Here is a 15,322-nt window from a genome sequence, read left to right on the forward strand (position 1 = left end):
CCTGGGCTCTTCTTTTGCTTTAAGCCTCAACAATCATCCGCGTGCGCATCTCGAGGTGCAGGGCATGGCAGAAGTGGGTGCAATAGCACCAGTACACGCCCGGCTTGTCCGCCACGAAGGTCACCGAGGCGGTTTCCTGCGGGTTGACGATGAAATTGACGTTGTACTTGGGGATGGCAAAGCCGTGCGTCAGATCCTCGATCTTGTCCAGATTGGTCAAGGTCAGGGTCACCACATCGCCCTTCTTCAGCTTGAACTCGCGCAGGCTGAAGGCCGGGGCCTGCGAAGTCATCTTGACCTCGACCTTGTTGCCCTTGCGGAACACGCCCGATTCCTTGGGGTCCTTGATCGCATTGGGGAAGTCGTCGAGCTCGTAGACCTTCTTCGGATTCAGCAACTCGCGCTTGAAGATGATGAAGTCATGCGGTTCGCCTCGCACCGGGTGGTCGGCCATCAGCACCATCTTCTCGCCCGAGATGTCGATCAGCTGCTCGTTCTCCGGGTGCAGGGGGCCGACCGGCAGGAAGCGGTCCTTGGAGAATTTGCAACCGACGGCCAGGTACTTGCCGTCCGCGGCGCGGGTTTCCGACTGGCTGGCGTTCAGGTGGCCCGGCTGGTACTGCACATCGATGCGGTCGACCACGTACTTGGCGCTCTTGTCGCCGGCATGGAACTTGATGGCAGCCTCAAGATTCCACTTGACCACCTGGCTGTCCAGGAAGAGCGTGGTGTAGGCATTGCCGCGGCCGTCGAAGGCAGTGTGCAAGGGGCCCAGGCCCAGCTCGACCTCGGCGACGATGGCCTTGTCCGGCGACTCCAGCTTGCCGTCGAAGTAATCGAGCACCTTGGCCAGCTCGATCACGGTGCCGGTGGGCGAGAGCTTGCCGGCGCAGATGAAGTACTTGGCGTCTGGGCTGGCATTGACACCGTGCGGGTTCTTGGGCACCGAGACGTAGGCGGTCAGCGCGGTCTTGGGGTCTTTGTTGGCGGCGTGCGTGCCGTCCACCACTGGCACCTTGGAGTCGCCATAGGTCTTGAACTTGCCGGCCTTGACCGCGGCCTCGATGCGGGCGATGTTGAAGAACAGGCAGGCATCGCGCTCGGAAGACATCATGTCCTCGTACTTGGCGCCCATCTCGGTGTTGTACTGGTTGGTGGCGGCCAGCTTGCCGTCGTAGGAGGTGGCGGTCAGGTCGCAGTTGCCGTCGATCAGCACTTGCCAGCGGACCTCCATGCTCTCGGCATCGACGCAGCTGAACAGCGAGTGATAGGTGCTCGCGTCTTCGTTGCCGGCCGTGTTGGGCAGGGGGACGGAGAACTCACCGCCGCAGAACACGCGGGTGGTGTAGTTGATCTTCGGGTCCACCGGGTCGGCCTTGTCGGGGAAGATGCCGTGGAAGCCCTGCACATTGGGCAGCTCGGTGATCTTGTCGCAGACGAAGTAGTCCAGGCGGATGCGGGCGATGCGGCTGTTGATCTTGTCGTTGATCCAGGCGTAGCGGCCGTCGTAGTTGCCGTCCTTGTAGGAGGCGTGGGTGTGGTGGGTGTCGGCGACGGTGTATTTCAGGCTGCCGTCGGCCTTGGTGCCCATGACCTTCTTGGACTCGTTGGTGTGGCCCCAGCCGACCAGAGCATCGGGCACGAAGCAGGGGATGCGGGTGATCTCGCGGCCCGAGGGCAGGCCCAGCACGCGCATATCGCCGGTGTGGCCGCCGCTCCAGAGTCCGTAGTAGCTGTCCAGCTCACCGGGCTTCAGATGTGCGGCGTTGGCGGCGCCGCTGCCTGCCGCAGCATGGCCACCCGGCGCCGGGCCGGAGGCGGCCGCCGGAGCGACTGAGCCGGGCTTGTCGCTGCAAGCGACGGCGCCGAGGGTCAGGCCGGTCAGTGCGGCGGTGCTGACGAAACGGCGGCGGCCCAGTGCGGGCTGTTCGATGGCTGCCGGTGTCTTGCTCTTCTTGTCGTTCATGGGGGACGTCCTCTTCAGTGGAATCGGGGGTTCGGGGGGCCGCGTGCCGGGGGCGGCGCAGCTTGGAAGGTGTGGGGAGCGGGCGGCCTGGCCGCGCCGCTGGGGCCGGGGCCGGCCGGTGGCGTGGCCGCTGGCCACAGGCAGGGACCGGGCAAGGGCCCCAGCAGCAGGCAGTTGGGACAGTCCAAGCCCGAGGGGCTGCCGGCTTGGCCGGCTGTGCCCTCGTCGTCGCCGAGCTGAACCAGGCGCATCTGCCCGGAGCCCGAGCAGACGAGATCGAGCCTGCTGTGCTGGATCAGCGGTGTCGCCCAGGCCGCCGCCATGGCCAGCAGCAGCCAGCCGAGCACGCAGCGGCGCAGCGTTCGGCTGAAGGTGGGGACGAGGGTGGCGGAGCACATGGGGCGGAGGGGATCGGGCTGGGCATCAGAAAGCTTGCAGCGATGATCCCGACCCGGGTCGCTGTACGCCTTGAACTGGTTCAAGAAAAGCAAATAGAGCGGGCTTGGCTGCAGATATCGCTGGCCGGGCCTTCTCCCGGCGCAGCACGCTTCCTAGAATCTGCGCAGAACGCCGCATTGGTGCCACTTGAAGGATTCGTTATGTCCAAGTTTGTCAATACCACCCTGGCGCTGGCCGGACTGCTCTTGCTGCTGAGCGCCTGCGGCAAGAAAGAGGCCGCCGAGCCGACGCCAACGCCCGCGCCCGCCGTCGTGGCGGCACCGGTGCCCAGTGCGCCGGCCGTGGCCGAGAACACCGTCGGCAAGAGCATCTATGGCAAGACCTGCGCCATGTGCCATGCGGCCGGCGTGGCCGGTGCACCCAAGCCCGGCGACAAAGCCGACTGGGGCCCGCGCATCGCCCAGGGCAAGGAGCTGCTCTACAAGCACGCGCTGGAAGGCTTCACCGGTGCCAAGGGCATGATGCCGGCCCGCGGCGGCGGTGCTTCGCTCAGCGACGAGGACGTCAAGGCCGCGGTCGACCATATGGTGGCCTTGTCCCAGTGAGGATCCAACCATGAAGCGACCGGCCCTCACTGGCGCCGCCCTGTCGCGGCGCAGCGCTTTGGCCTGGGCCTTGCCGCTGCTGGCCTCGGCGGCAGCCCTGCCACAGCCGGCGCGGGCCATGGCCACGCAGCGCCGTGATTCGCGCCCTCTGCTCGGAACCCGGGTGGGCATGGTGGCCGAGGGCGGCTCGGCCGCCTTCCTGGCCGAGGCCATGGACAGCGCCTTCGGCGAGATGGCGCGGCTGAGCGCCATGATGAGCCGCTACGAGCCCGAGAGCCCGCTCAGCCGCATCAACCAGGCCGCGGGGCGCCGCGCCGTGGCGGTTCCGAGCGAGCTGATGGCCGTGCTCCAGACCGGCCTTGTGCTGCATCGGCGCACCGAGGGCTGGTTCGACATGACCGTCGGCGCGCTCAAGAGCTGGCGCTTCGAAGCCGGTCAGCATGGGGCGGTGCCGAATGAAGGCATCTTGGCGCACGAGCGCAGCTTGGTGGATGCCGCGGGCCTGCGCCTGGATCCTGCTGCAGGCCGTGCCCATTTGCTGCGGCCCGGCATGGCGCTGGATCTGGGCGGTGTGGCCAAGCTGCCGATCTTGGCGGCCGGCATGCGCCGCCTGCAAGACTGGGGCGTGGCGAACGCCTTGATCAATGGCGGCGGCGATGTGCTCTACCGCGGCCGCAACCAGGGTCGCCCTTGGCGGGTCGGCTTGCGCGACCCGCGGCGGCCGCAGCAACTGCTCGGCGTGCTGGATCTGCAAGGCCAGGGCGTGCTGGCGGCCAGTGGCGACTACGAGCGCTACTTCATCGCGGACGGCCAGCGGCAGCACCACATTCTCAGCCCCCGCTCCGGCCGCCCCAGCCAAGGCGCTTGTGGCGTCAGCTTGTGGGCGCGCGATGTGGACTTGGTCAACGGCCTCGGTGCGGCCTTCATGCTGGGCGGGCACGGCTACAGCCGCGACTATCTGGGGCGGACTCCTGAATTGCAGGCCTTGCTGGTCTACCCCGATCAAACTGTGTGGGCCACGCCGGACATGCAGCGAGCCCTGCGTCCTTGGGTGTAGCAAGGGTCTGTTAACACGACGTCGATGGGCCGCGAAGGCTCGCCTCAGCGGGTCAGGCTAGGCGCAGCGTGCCGACCGCACTCGCGTATTTGGCAATCGTGGGGCAGCCATGCGCGGCGGATTCAACCGGTCGTCGCAACACATTCGCTGAATCTCTCAGCGGGCGTTTGGAAGCCGAGCGTCTTGCGCGGCCTCTCGTTCAATTGTCTGGCGATCGCGTTGAGTTGGTGTTGTGAGTAGCCCGAGATGTCGATGCCCTTGGGTAGGTACTGCCTGAGCAGCCCATTGGTGTTCTCGTTGCTACCTCGCTGCCAAGGGCTTTGCGGGTCACAGAAGTAGACCTGAATATCGGTGGCCATGGTGAATCGCTTGTGCCCATGCATCTCCGTGCCTCGGTCCCATGTGAGCGACTTGTAGAGCTCCTGCGGCAGCTTGCGGGCATGCTTGATAAGCGCGTTGACGACCGTCTGCGAGTCCTTGCCTTCCAGCTTCACCAGCATCACGTATCGCGTCTGGCGCTCGACCAGCGTCGCGATCTGGCTGTTGCTGCTGCCGAAGACCAGGTCTCCTTCCCAATGGCCAGGCACCGCCCGGTCCTCGATTGACGCGGGCCGCTCGCTGATCGAGACCGCGTCGACGATCTGTCCATGAATCGCGGTCTTCTGCGTGTAAGAGCGAGAGCGCCGCATGCCGCGCGTGCGCCGCAGGTGCTCCAGCAACTCCTTCTTCAAGGCACCGCGCGCTTGAATGAACAGGCTGCGGTAGATCGTCTCGTGTGACACGTGAAAACTGTGGTCGTTCGGATAAGTATGCTGGAGCCAGCCCGCAATTTGCTCGGGCGACCAGAGCTTACGAAGCATGTCAGCCACGATGCCAGCCAAAGCCCGGTTCTTGGCAAGCTTACAGAGCTTCGGTCGAAGGGCCCGCTCCCACGCAGCTTGGTCGGCCAGGGCTGCGCGATAGCCATCCTGCCCGCCGTTGCGGCTGACTTCTCGGCTGATCGTCGACGGCGCCCTTCCGAGTTGGGCAGCGATCGAACGCATTGAATGCCCGGCCATCAGCGCCCGCGAGATCTCCTCTCGCTCCTCCAGCGTCAACGCACTTGCGCAGCGCTGCCGCTCGGGCGGTCGAATACCACCGGTCTTCGAAAGAATGCCATGGATCGACGTGTGCGGCCGGTCGAACAGCTTGCCAATCTCATGAAGCGTCCAGCCCTCCTTCCAGCGTTCCCACATCAATGCCTTCTGGGTGGCCGTGTAGTACGTACGAGTCCGGTACTTCATCTGCAACACTCCTTCTGCCCAAGCAGTGGTTAGTGTGTTGCATTGACCGGTTGAATCCGCCGCCCAAAGCTGCCGTTGACGGGCAGACAGTTGGATCGTCAAAAGGTTGGGGGCTTCAGATTCAAGACCTGACCCCGGCCTTCTATGGCAGTGGATGACACCTTTGGGCGGTGCATCTGCACGCAGGGTAACGGCGCCGCAGAAGCAGGCGCCCAAAAGTTCAGTGCTCATCACAAGGTATCCCGACCGAGTTCAACAAATGTCTCCGCCGGTCGGGCCATGAACACTGCGCATGGCGCGGACCACATCGTCCTGGAGGGTGGGCAAGTCCAGGCCGGTCAAATGGGCTCCCCAGTTCACGCCGACTGCCTCCAAGACCAGGGCCTCGCCTACCAGAGCGTCGGGCAACAAGGGCACGGGGCGCGAGACGCGCAGGCTGTAATAGCTGTCCACCACGCCCGGCACTACGCTCGGCACGGTGCGCTCCTGCAAGCCTAGCTGCGTGAACTTCATCTCAGACAGCAGCCAGGCCAGCCGCTCCACCCGCTCTCGGTCAAAGCTGCACAGCGTCCACTGAATCGCATAGATGCCGCCGTATACACAGCCGCGACCTTCCAAGCCATCAATTTGCGATTTCAGCTGGGTCTCCACCAAGACTCTGACGGCGGTGGCTTCTTCGGGGTTGAGTTGGGTAATGTCCATGCAGTTCCAGACGGATACAAACGCTAGGCGGCAGCTGCTGCCGGCTGGGCGCCAGCCTTGTGCGTGGCGGCATCGTCATTATCATCGGGCAGTAACATGAATCGCCCCGGGATTCGTGGAGGCCATTTGGTTTAAGTCATGCCGCCACCACGACGGCTTGATTGGCGAGTTGCCGGTAGTAGTTTGCTTCAGCCTCTGCAGGCGGTATGTAGCCGATGGGTTCAAGCACGCGATGGTTGTTGAACCAGGCCACCCACTCCAGCGTTGCCAGCTCTACTGCTTCCTTGGTCTTCCAGGGTGCTCGACGATGAGTCAGCTCGGCCTTGTAGAGTCCGTTGATCATCTCGGCCAGTGCGTCGTCGTAGCTGTCGCCCTTGCTGCCCACCGAGGGCTCGACGCCGGCCTCACCCCAAAGCGACGGGTACTCCCCGCGATGCTCCAAAACCATCCGCACGGCCCGCTCACGGACCTCAGGTGAGAACTTGTTCGACTTGTTCCTAGCTCCATCTTCTCAAGAGTTGGAGTCTCCTCAAAAACCGGGGCGATTCAGTTGTCGAAGAAGAGCTTCCCGCAAGCGGGCATGGGTGGGTGACTCCTTTCGCTGCAGTGGTTACCGTCAGCCCTTGAGTTGTACTTCGGCTTTGGGCACTGAGTTGGCAGGCCGTCAGGGCCGTCGCAATGTCCGGGCATGTTCTAGGCCGACAGTTCGAGCACGCGCCGCAAAGCTGACGTCTGGTCCGCCGGCCGTTTTGGTCGACGGCCGCTTACTGGCGACTATGCGGCCTCACGGTCCCGGCCAGTTCTTGTCATTCGGATGCGTAACGTGGGCGCCGGCCCGGTGCCCAAAGCGGAATTCCGCCGGACAATAGCAACAGGCTGATCTCAGACGTTGGCGGCTTGGGAACATCTGCGCAGACTGGCCCGAGATTCACGATGAAGTTGTCCGAGTTCTTGCGTTGACCAAGGCCGTGTGAGCCTGTAGTTGTTGCCTTGTGAGCCGGCCAGAGCCCAAGCGCCTACGCAAAGCAAGCTACCCGGCTCTGCCTGCTGAAATTGGCAGACTGAAAAGTCGAAGACAGACGCTTCAAAAATGCGAAACCCCTGATGAGCGAAAGCGGATCAGGGGTTTTTGCTTTGTGCGTTTGTCTTCTCTCAAGTCCTCTCGTCCATCTGAACGGTGGGCACAAAAGAAAAGCCCGGCCACCTTGCGGCGCCGGGCTGCCGTCCAGCGAACGGTTTACTGCGATGTGGCTGCCGCAGCGCCCGCCTTGCTGACCGCTTCAGCGGCCTTGGGCTTGTAGGCCTCCGACACATCGCGCTTACCGCGTTCCAGCCAGGGCACGGGTTGGTCCATCCAGCTCGGGCGCGGCGCGTCCAGCAGGTAGTGGTCGAAGAACTCGGTCATGTGCAGGCTGTAGTGCTTGATGTTGTCGCGCTCGCGCAGGCCGTGCTTCTCACCGTTGTAGTTGAACCAGTAGGCTTCCTTGCCCAGGCGGCGCAGGGCGGTGAAGAACTCGATGGCCTGATAGAAGGGCACGGCATCGTCCTCGTCGTTGTGCACGGTGAGGTAGGGCGTTTGCACTTTGTGGATCTGGAAGATGGGCGAGTTCTCGATGTAGAGCTGCGGCTTGTCCCAGGGCGTGGCGCCGATGCGGCTTTGGCCCTGCTCGTACTGCACGGCACGGCTGATGCCGGTGCCCCAGCGGATGCCACCGTAGCCACTGACCATATTGGCCATGGACGCGCCGGCCTCAGCGGCACGGAACATATTCGTGCGCGTCAGCATGTAGTTGATCTGGTAGGCGCCCCAGCTGTGGCCCTGGATGCCCACGCGCTTGGGGTCGGCATAGCCTTTCTTGATCAACTCGCGCACGGCCGGCAGCACCGTGTTCATGGCGCTCTGGCCCGGGTGGCCGACGCTGAACACCACATCGGGCCGCAGCACCAAGTAGCCCTGGCTGGCATAGCGCGTTGGGTTGATGTTCTGGCCCGGCGCCGGTGCCACATGGTTGTGCAGCTTGTCCGTCATCTTTTCGTAGATGTAGACCATCACCGGGTACTTCTTGGCCGGGTCGAAGTTCGCCGGCTTGGCCAGCAAGGCTTGCAGCTTCTTGCCGTCGGCGCTGGTGTAGTCCATCAGCTCCTGCGTGCCCCAGAGGTAGTCGGCCTGCTGCGGGTTGGCCTGGCTGATCTTTTTCGGCGTAGCCAGTGCGGTGTTGCTGGCCCAGAGGTCGGGGAACTCGCTGAAGCTCTGCTGCGTGTAGAGCAGGGTGTCGGCTTGCTTGGCCTTGATCACCGTGCCCAGCAGCTTGTCGGCATGCAGCAGGCGCTGCGGCTGGCCGCCGGCCAGCGGCAGCTGGTAGAAGCCGGTGTCACGTTTCAGCAGATGGGTGGCGCCCAGCATCAGGCCCGCGGCGGGCAGGGGCTTGTGCTCGGGCTCTTCGCTGTCCAGCACGATCTGGCGCAGCTGCAAGCCGTTCTTGCGGCCCCAGCCCTGGCTGAGAATGCGAGCGCTCAGGTCATTCAGCTGCACGGCCCAGAGGTCGTAGCGGTCGTAGAGCACGACGCTGGCATCGCCCTCGGTCCAGCCCACCGAGCCGTAGGGTCCGGCCGGCCCGGGCGTGTCGCGCTCTTCGTTGTCGAAGCGCACGCCGCTGCTCTTGCTCAGCTTGGCGGTCAGCGCATGCGCCTGGCCATTGTGCGTGTCCCAGGCCCACCAGCCGCGGTCCTCGACCTGGTAGCCCAGCACATAGCGCCCGGTCGGCGAGAGCTTGGGCGTGAACTTGAGCTTGCGGGCCAGCAGCTTGGCCTCGCCGGTGTTCAGGTCCACGGCATAGGCGTCCTGCTTCTGCCCGGACCAGGATTCTTCGATCTGGTAGGGACGGTCGTTCAAGCCCAGGGCGATCTCGGCGTTGTCGTTGATCACGACCGTGGGCAGCTCGGTGCGGGCCAGCTGCACCAGGCGCGGCGGCTTGTCGCTGCCCGACGCCTGCAGATGCAGCACGGCGCGGTAGCTGCGCTGGCGTTCCTTGTCGGCCTTGACCTTCTGCACGGATTGCAGCTCGGGGTCTTTCCAGTGCCAGAGGTCCACCTTGATCGGCTCGGGCGCGTCCTTGGGCTCGGGCTTGGGCAGAGGCGCGGTGCCCAGGAATAGGCGCTGGCCGTCTTTGCTGAAGCTCAAGAGCCCATGCTCGCTCGGACCCCAGCCGGCGGGCAGGCCGGCGGTTTCGGCGCTGGCCACGGTTTGTGCGGTTTTTTGATCGGCGCGCCAGAGGAAGAGCTTGAATGGCGTCGGCTCGTCCGCCTTTTCCTTCTTGTCGTCTGCTTTGGCGTCGGTCTTGTTTTCTGGCTTGGCGGCCTGCGCTGCCTGGGCGGCTATATGGTCGCGGTTGCTCAGCCAGGCCAGCTGCTGGCCGCTGCGGTCAAAGGCCAGCTGCTTGTAGCTGCCAGCGCCGGCGAGCAGCGCTTGCGGCGTGGCGTTCTCCGCGCCCAGCTCCAGCAGGTAGACGCCTTCGCGTGCCCGGGCCTTGGCCGTGGCGGCTGCGTCGGCCTTGCCCGAGGGCTCTTTCACGCTGAGGGCATAGGCGAGGCGCTGGCCTGAGCGGGCCCAGACGAAATCGCTGGCTTCCTTGTCCAGGCTCTGGCGCTGGCCGGTGGCAGCGTTGATCAGTACCAGCTCGCTGCCGGCCTCTTTCTTTTTGCTGGCTCCACTGTTGGTTCCCGTGGCGGCGGCGGTCTGGTCATCAGCTATATCGGCCTCATCGGTCTTGGCCTTGGCGGCCTCGTCTTTCTTGGCGGCCTCTTTGACCGGCTCCAAGAGCAGGGCCAGCTGGGTGCCGCCTTCTTCGGCCCAGGCGAAGCGCTTGACGCGCTCCAGGCTCTCGGGCTTGCCGCTGCTCAGGTCCAGCCAGCCGGCGCCGGGCTTGGGGGCGTCCTCGCCTTTTTTCTTGTCCTTCTTGGCTTTGTCCAGCTCGGCGCGGCTGGGCTGCACGGCGTAGGCGACAAAGCGGCCATCGGCGCTGAAGACCGGCGCCGTGCCGCGCGGCACGCGCCATTCCTGGCCGTCCGTCAGGCGGCGCAGCACCAGCTCGCCATCGCTTTCCTGGCCCACCAGGGCGTAGGCCGCCCATTGGCCGTCGCGGCTCAGGGCCGTGCCCTGGATGCTGCGCCAGCCGGCATAGGCGGCATGGTCGATTGCGCGCTTGGCGGGCTTGGCCTGGGCGCTGGCCAACGAGGGCGCCGAGACGGCGTTTGCATCTTGCGCCAGCAACTGCGGGCTGAAGCAGCTGCACATTGCGAGCAGCAGTAGTCTTAGCTGTAGCGGTAGCGCGTGGGCGCGCCGAATAGGGGTCGTACCAGAAGAGCCGGACATTGCAGCGGTCCCCGCAGGGAGTGGTCATCAAGCTGCGCTTTATAACCGTCCTGGCCGCAGTGCCGCCCGGCAGCCTCAATCTTCCAGCGTCATACCGCTCAGTTCGCCCAGGCTCAGGTTGTCGAGGTTGAAGCGCGCCATCACCCACCACATCCAGGCCGCCATGCTGAAGGTCGGCACGATCAGCAGCAGAGTCAGCCACCAGCCCGTGCTCATGAGGAGGCGCCGGTGGCGCTGCCGAGCTCGCGGCCTGGCGTGTGCTGCTCGCGTTCGACGTCCAAGGTGTCGGGCCGTTCGTCATGGCGGCCTTGCGGCGGCAGCTGGCGTTCTTCATCGAAGACGTGGTTGAGGTCGCCCGCCCGGGCTTCGGCAGGGCTCGGTGGCAGGCGCTTGGGCAGGCTGAGGACGGGGCGGTTTTTCATGGGGTTCGCTTTCATGGGGGTGGGTGTCTGCTGTTTATAGGTGCGACTGGCGGCCCGGTCGGTTCGCCAGCGCACGAGTCTGGCCTTTCTGTGTGCGCTGGATAACAGACCAGCTGAGCGGTATGGCCCTAGTCTGCAAGCATCCCAACCCGATCCATCAAGGAGCCTCCATGAACTACGAAGAACGCGATCCCTACGGCATGTACAAGGGTATGAACTCAGCCTCGCTGCGCAGCTCGGCTGCACTGAGCGATAGCATGAATCAGCATGGCGGCCCCGGCCCGCAGCTGATGGGTGCCGACACCTTGATCGGCAACGATGTGGTCAGCCTCAGCGACGACGATCTCGGCGACATCAAGGAGCTGATGCTGGACATGAAGAGCGGCCATGTCGCCTACGCGGTGCTGTCCTTTGGTGGCTTCCTGGGCATGGGCGAAAAGCTCTTCGCCGTGCCCTGGAGCGCCTTGCGCCTGGACACCGTCAACAAGCGTTTCGTGCTCAATGTCGAGCGCGAGCGCCTGCAAGACGCCCCGGGCTTTGACAAGGACCAGTGGCCCGATATGGCCGATTCCGAATGGGCTCGTGGCATTCACGCCTACTACGGCAGCAAGCCCTATGCGGATGCACTGAACCGTTGAGCGCCACACCGGCGCCGCCGGCTCCACCCGAGTCGGCGGCGCCGCTGGCCGCCGGTTTCAACCCCGGTCTGGGCCGGCGCTTTTGGGTCATTGCCCGCCTGTTCTGGGTGGCCGAAGGGCGCTGGCGCTCTTTGGCCATGCTCGGCTTGTTGATCGCGCTTCTGCTGGCTCAGACCGCCTTCAATGTGCTCTTCAACCATGAGACGGGCGAGTTCACCTCGGCCCTGGCCGCCCGCGATGGGCCGCGCTTCTGGGCCACGATCTGGCGCTTTGCGGCTGTTCTGGCCGTGGCCGTGCCGGTCTATGGTTTCTACTATTTCGTGCGCGACAGCCTGGCCCTGCAATGGCGGCGCTGGCTGAGCGAGCATTTCTTGGGACGCTACTTCCAGGGCCGCGCCTACTATCGGCTCGGCATGGGTGCTTCTGGCATCGACAACCCCGACCAGCGCATCGCCGAGGACATCAATGCCTTCACCCAGCAGTCGCTGTTCTTTGCCATGGTGCTCTTGGGCGCTTTGCTGCAGCTGCTGGCCTTTGCCGGCGTGCTTTGGTCCATCTCGCGCGGCTTGGTCTACTTTCTGATCGGGTATGCCCTGCTGGGCACGGTCTTCACCGGCGGCCTGTTCGGGCGCCGCCTGATCGGCCTGAACTTCGCGCAATTGCAGCGCGAGGCCGACTTCCGCTTTGCCCTGGTGCGCGTGCGCGAGCATGCCGAGCCGATTGCCTTCCACGAAGGCGAGGCACGCGAGCGCTCGGCCCTGCAGCGCGTGTTCGGACGGCTCTACGACAACTACCGCCAGGTCCTGCGCTGGCAGCTGCGCCTCAATCTCTTCCAATATGGCCACAGCTTTCTGACCCTGCTGCTGCCCAGCGTCATCATTGCCGATGAGGTGCTGGCCGGGCGGCTGGAGGTCGGGCGGGCGCTGCAGGCGGCCGGTGCGTTTGCGGCCATCCTCAGTGCCTTGACCCTGATCGTCGAGCACTTCGAAGGCCTGAGCCGCTTCTCTGCTGGCATCGAGCGCCTGCATGCCTTTTCTCTGGCGCTGGCCGAGCCGCCCCTGCCGGCCCTGCAATGCATCAGCAGCCGGCCGGCTTTTCAGCTCGGCCTGCAAGACCTGACCCTGTTCACGCCGCGCCATGAGCATCTGCTGATCCAGTCCCTGAGTCTGCAGGTGGAGCCCGGCGCCGGCTTGCTGATTGCGGGCGCCAGCGGCTCGGGAAAAACCTCGCTGCTGCGCGCCCTGGCCGGGCTGTGGACGGCTGGCTCGGGCTGTGTGCTGCGCCCAGGCGGCGAGGACATGCTGTTCCTGCCGCAGCAACCCTATCTGCCGCTGGGGGACTTGCGCAGCCAGCTGCTCTACCCGCAGGCCGAGCGTGACATCAGCGATGCCGAGCTGCTGCTGTGGCTGGAACGGGTCAATCTGCCGCAGCTGGCCCAGCGTTTCGGCGGATTGCAGGCGGAGATGGATTGGGCCCATGTGCTCTCGGTCGGCGAGCAGCAGCGTCTGGCCTTCGCCCGGGCGCTGCTGGCCAAGCCGCGCTACCTGCTGCTCGATGAATCGACCAGTGCGCTGGACCGCGGCAACGAGACCTTGCTCTACGGCCAATTGGCCGCTCTGGCCATCACCCCGATCAGCGTCAGCCATCACGAGGCCTTGCTTGGCTTTCACAGCCAGGTGCTGGACCTGGCCGGCGAGGGTGGGGGCTGGCGGCTGAGTGCGGCGGCGGACTATCGGTGGGGGTGAGGGGAGGTGAATGGGTGAATGGGTGAATGGTGAGTCGTGAATCGTGAATCGTGAATCGTGAATCGTGAATCGTGAATCGGGGCCGGTATGCTGCGGCGCAAGTGCTGTGTGTTTTTTTTCTTGTCATGTCTGGAGTGCCTGTTTCGTGAATCCCAAGCTGCAGCAATACCTTCAACTTGCCGCGCTGGCTGTCGTGGTGGTCGGCTGCTTCCAGATCCTGCAGCCTTTCATTCCGGCCCTGCTGTTTTCGGCCGTGGCTTGTCTGTCCAGCTGGCCTTTGTATGCCCGTCTGCGCCGCCGCTTCGGTGGCCATGAGACGGCCGCGGCCTTGCTGATGACGAGCTTGCTGGTGGTGCTGGTGATCGGCCCGAGCAGCCTGCTGGCCCTGAGCCTGGCCGACGATGTCACCCATGGCGTGGAGTGGTTGCGGCATATGCTGGACGCCGGCCCCGTGCAGCCTCCGGCCTGGCTGCGCGAGCTGCCCTTGATCGGCCAGCCCTTGGACAGCTACTGGCACCGCATCGCCGACAGCCGCGATGAGTTCGTGGCCCTGCTCAAGAGCTTGATCGAGCCGACCAAGACCGTGCTGCTGGTGGCCGGCCGGGCGGTGGCATCGAGCCTGATCCAGATGTTGTTCGCGGCCTTTGTGCTGTTCTTTTTCTACCGCGACGGCGAGCGCCTGGTCGGCGCCCTGCGCGCCATGCTGCGTACCCTGGCGGGCGATCATGGCGAGGAGATCCTGGAGACCGTGGACCACACCGTGACCGGCGTCGTGCACGGCATCTTCGGCACGGCGCTTGCGCAAGCCGCGGTGGCCTTGGCCGGCTTCTGGATTGCCGGTGTTCCCGGCGCCCTGGCCCTGGCGGCGGCCACCTTTTTCTTCTCCATGGTGCCGGTCGGGCCGCCCTTGCTCTGGGGCGGCGCCACGATCTGGTTGTTCCAGCAGGGGCAGACCGGCTGGGCCGTGTTCATGCTGCTCTGGGGCCTCTTGGCCATCAGCAGCATCGACAACGTGGTCAAGCCCTTGCTGATCAGCCGGCACAGCAGCCTGCCCATGCTGCTGATCGTGCTCGGCGTGTTCGGCGGCATTGCGGCCTTCGGCTTCATCGGCGTCTTCATCGGCCCACCCATGCTGGCCGTGGGTCTGACCCTGGTGCAGATGTGGACCGCACGTACGGCGGCGAACAAAGAAAAGCCGGATCAGATGTTGCTCTGATCCGGCTCGCAGCACAGGGCCCAAGGGGGGCTGGGCCCTGCTGGCTCTACATGCCGTCGGGCACCTTGCCGTCGCTCTTGGGCTTGGGCTCGCTGAACCAGCCATCCGTGGCGCGGACTTCCCAGGCGGCCAACTGTTTTTCGGCTTCGTCCTTGAGCAAACCGTAGCGCTCCTGGATCAGGCCGGCCAGCTGTTCGCGGCGGCCGGCGACGATGTTGAGGTCGTCATCGCTGAGCTTGCCCCATTGCTCCTTGGCTTTGCCAGAAGCTTGTTTCCAATTGCCTTGAATGCGATCCCAGTTCATGAGGGGGTCCTTTGGGTGGTGGGTGGTGGGTGATGGGTGAATCGTGAATCGTGAATCGTGAATCGTGAATGCGGATGGGGATGGGGATGGGTGATGTGGGGTTCTGAGCCAATAGCTGCCCACGAATCACGATTCACGAATCGCGATTCACCGCGCCCCTTTGTCACGGCCGTACAGCAATCTCGTTCTTGACCGCCTTCACGCCGACCACTTTCCAGGCCAGCGTTTCGGCCGTGGTCTTTTCGCGGCCGCTCTTGGCGAAGCCGGACAGCATCACCGTGCCATTGAGCGTCTCCACGCTGATGGCCGAGGCGTCCACGTCCTTGTTGTCGACAAAGCGGCCCTTGACGGCCGTGGTGATGGCGCTGTCGTCCAGATAAGCGCCGACGGTTTCCTGGCCGCGGGTGACAGCACAGCCGCTGCCGATGAGCAGCAGGCCGGCGCAGAGAACGGTCCAGCTGAGGGTGCGCAAGTTCTTCATGGGTGGCTTTCGTTGGGTGAAGGAAGCGAGAGGTCCGATTCAATGTAGGCAGCCGCCCGCGGCCTGCGAATAGGCCTGCAGGCGAGGCTGCTGTAGGACGAAACGCCGTCGCACCCACCGGCTTGCCTGTGT

General features: G+C 64.8%; 14 protein-coding genes and 1 pseudogene. 5 read left to right on the plus strand and 10 right to left on the minus strand.

Going from position 1 to position 15,322, the window contains the following annotated elements:
* Nucleotides 1-19: 19 nt before the first annotated feature.
* Complete coding sequence (nosZ, locus tag ACQY39_RS12480) at nt 20-1,966, minus strand: TAT-dependent nitrous-oxide reductase (RefSeq protein ID WP_428506652.1); 1,947 nt, start codon at nt 1,964-1,966, stop codon at nt 20-22.
* A 14-nt stretch (nt 1,967-1,980) separates the two neighbouring features.
* A complete protein-coding gene (locus ACQY39_RS12485; protein ID WP_428506654.1) occupies nt 1,981-2,364 on the minus strand; it encodes a hypothetical protein in 384 nt (127 codons plus the stop codon).
* 201 nt (nt 2,365-2,565) lie between these two features.
* On the opposite strand from ACQY39_RS12485, the gene ACQY39_RS12490 reads away from it, so the two are divergent.
* On the plus strand, nt 2,566-2,970 hold the full coding sequence (locus ACQY39_RS12490; RefSeq protein WP_428506656.1) for a c-type cytochrome: 405 nt from the start codon (nt 2,566-2,568) through the stop codon (nt 2,968-2,970).
* 10 nt (nt 2,971-2,980) lie between these two features.
* Complete coding sequence (locus ACQY39_RS12495) at nt 2,981-4,027, plus strand: FAD:protein FMN transferase (protein ID WP_428506658.1); 1,047 nt, start codon at nt 2,981-2,983, stop codon at nt 4,025-4,027.
* Nucleotides 4,028-4,149: 122 nt separating this feature from the next.
* On the opposite strand, the gene ACQY39_RS12500 is transcribed toward ACQY39_RS12495, so the two are convergent.
* From ACQY39_RS12500 to ACQY39_RS12525, 6 genes and pseudogenes are all read right to left on the minus strand, one after another.
* On the minus strand, nt 4,150-5,310 hold the full coding sequence (locus ACQY39_RS12500) for an IS30 family transposase (RefSeq protein ID WP_428504309.1): 1,161 nt from the start codon (nt 5,308-5,310) through the stop codon (nt 4,150-4,152).
* 252 nt (nt 5,311-5,562) lie between these two features.
* A complete protein-coding gene (locus ACQY39_RS12505; protein WP_428506660.1) occupies nt 5,563-6,012 on the minus strand; it encodes a hypothetical protein in 450 nt (149 codons plus the stop codon).
* A gap of 136 nt (nt 6,013-6,148) precedes the next feature.
* Nucleotides 6,149-6,421: pseudogene (locus ACQY39_RS12510) on the minus strand (integrase core domain-containing protein); the annotation flags it as partial.
* A gap of 828 nt (nt 6,422-7,249) precedes the next feature.
* Nucleotides 7,250-10,306 carry an alpha/beta hydrolase family protein gene (locus ACQY39_RS12515; protein WP_428506662.1) on the minus strand — a complete coding sequence of 1,019 codons (3,057 nt, stop codon included), beginning with the start codon at nt 10,304-10,306 and terminating at the stop codon, nt 7,250-7,252.
* Nucleotides 10,307-10,459: 153 nt separating this feature from the next.
* A complete protein-coding gene (locus ACQY39_RS12520; RefSeq protein WP_428506664.1) occupies nt 10,460-10,600 on the minus strand; it encodes a hypothetical protein in 141 nt (46 codons plus the stop codon).
* The gene (locus ACQY39_RS12525) at nt 10,597-10,806 is read right to left on the minus strand and encodes a hypothetical protein (protein WP_428506666.1); all 210 of its coding nucleotides are present in this window, start codon (nt 10,804-10,806) and stop codon (nt 10,597-10,599) included. Before ACQY39_RS12525 ends, ACQY39_RS12520 begins: the two co-directional genes overlap by 4 nt.
* Nucleotides 10,807-10,976: 170 nt before the next feature.
* Between ACQY39_RS12525 and ACQY39_RS12530 the strand changes: the two genes are divergently transcribed.
* From ACQY39_RS12530 to ACQY39_RS12540, 3 genes are all read left to right on the plus strand, one after another.
* On the plus strand, nt 10,977-11,444 hold the full coding sequence (locus tag ACQY39_RS12530; protein ID WP_428506668.1) for a PRC-barrel domain-containing protein: 468 nt from the start codon (nt 10,977-10,979) through the stop codon (nt 11,442-11,444).
* Nucleotides 11,441-13,189 (plus strand): ABC transporter ATP-binding protein/permease, encoded by a 1,749-nt coding sequence (locus ACQY39_RS12535; RefSeq protein WP_428506670.1) that lies wholly within the window; start codon nt 11,441-11,443, stop codon nt 13,187-13,189. The genes ACQY39_RS12530 and ACQY39_RS12535 overlap by 4 nt, the downstream gene beginning before the upstream one ends.
* Nucleotides 13,190-13,334: 145 nt before the next feature.
* Complete coding sequence (locus tag ACQY39_RS12540; protein WP_263519348.1) at nt 13,335-14,405, plus strand: AI-2E family transporter; 1,071 nt, start codon at nt 13,335-13,337, stop codon at nt 14,403-14,405.
* Nucleotides 14,406-14,451: 46 nt separating this feature from the next.
* Here the strand turns inward: ACQY39_RS12540 and ACQY39_RS12545 are convergent, their stop codons facing one another.
* A complete protein-coding gene (locus ACQY39_RS12545; protein ID WP_428506672.1) occupies nt 14,452-14,709 on the minus strand; it encodes a CsbD family protein in 258 nt (85 codons plus the stop codon).
* 163 nt (nt 14,710-14,872) lie between these two features.
* Complete coding sequence (locus ACQY39_RS12550) at nt 14,873-15,190, minus strand: BON domain-containing protein (RefSeq protein WP_263519350.1); 318 nt, start codon at nt 15,188-15,190, stop codon at nt 14,873-14,875.
* Between the last annotated feature and the right edge of the window lie 132 nt (nt 15,191-15,322).

Source organism: Roseateles sp. (genome assembly GCF_965262435.1).
In the GTDB taxonomy this organism is placed as follows: domain Bacteria; phylum Pseudomonadota; class Gammaproteobacteria; order Burkholderiales; family Burkholderiaceae_C; genus Paucibacter_A.

Bases quoted from the DNA above. Each gene is read 5' to 3' on its own strand.
- nosZ (WP_428506652.1), bottom strand. From the start codon at position 1,966: ATGAACGACAAGAAGAGCAAGACACCGGCAGCCATCGAACAGCCCGCA.
- ACQY39_RS12485 (WP_428506654.1), bottom strand. From the start codon at position 2,364: ATGTGCTCCGCCACCCTCGTCCCCACCTTCAGCCGAACGCTGCGCCGC.
- ACQY39_RS12490 (WP_428506656.1), top strand. From the start codon at position 2,566: ATGTCCAAGTTTGTCAATACCACCCTGGCGCTGGCCGGACTGCTCTTG.
- ACQY39_RS12495 (WP_428506658.1), top strand. From the start codon at position 2,981: ATGAAGCGACCGGCCCTCACTGGCGCCGCCCTGTCGCGGCGCAGCGCT.
- ACQY39_RS12500 (WP_428504309.1), bottom strand. From the start codon at position 5,310: ATGAAGTACCGGACTCGTACGTACTACACGGCCACCCAGAAGGCATTG.
- ACQY39_RS12505 (WP_428506660.1), bottom strand. From the start codon at position 6,012: ATGGACATTACCCAACTCAACCCCGAAGAAGCCACCGCCGTCAGAGTC.
- ACQY39_RS12515 (WP_428506662.1), bottom strand. From the start codon at position 10,306: ATGTGCAGCTGCTTCAGCCCGCAGTTGCTGGCGCAAGATGCAAACGCC.
- ACQY39_RS12520 (WP_428506664.1), bottom strand. From the start codon at position 10,600: ATGAGCACGGGCTGGTGGCTGACTCTGCTGCTGATCGTGCCGACCTTC.
- ACQY39_RS12525 (WP_428506666.1), bottom strand. From the start codon at position 10,806: ATGAAAAACCGCCCCGTCCTCAGCCTGCCCAAGCGCCTGCCACCGAGC.
- ACQY39_RS12530 (WP_428506668.1), top strand. From the start codon at position 10,977: ATGAACTACGAAGAACGCGATCCCTACGGCATGTACAAGGGTATGAAC.
- ACQY39_RS12545 (WP_428506672.1), bottom strand. From the start codon at position 14,709: ATGAACTGGGATCGCATTCAAGGCAATTGGAAACAAGCTTCTGGCAAA.
- ACQY39_RS12550 (WP_263519350.1), bottom strand. From the start codon at position 15,190: ATGAAGAACTTGCGCACCCTCAGCTGGACCGTTCTCTGCGCCGGCCTG.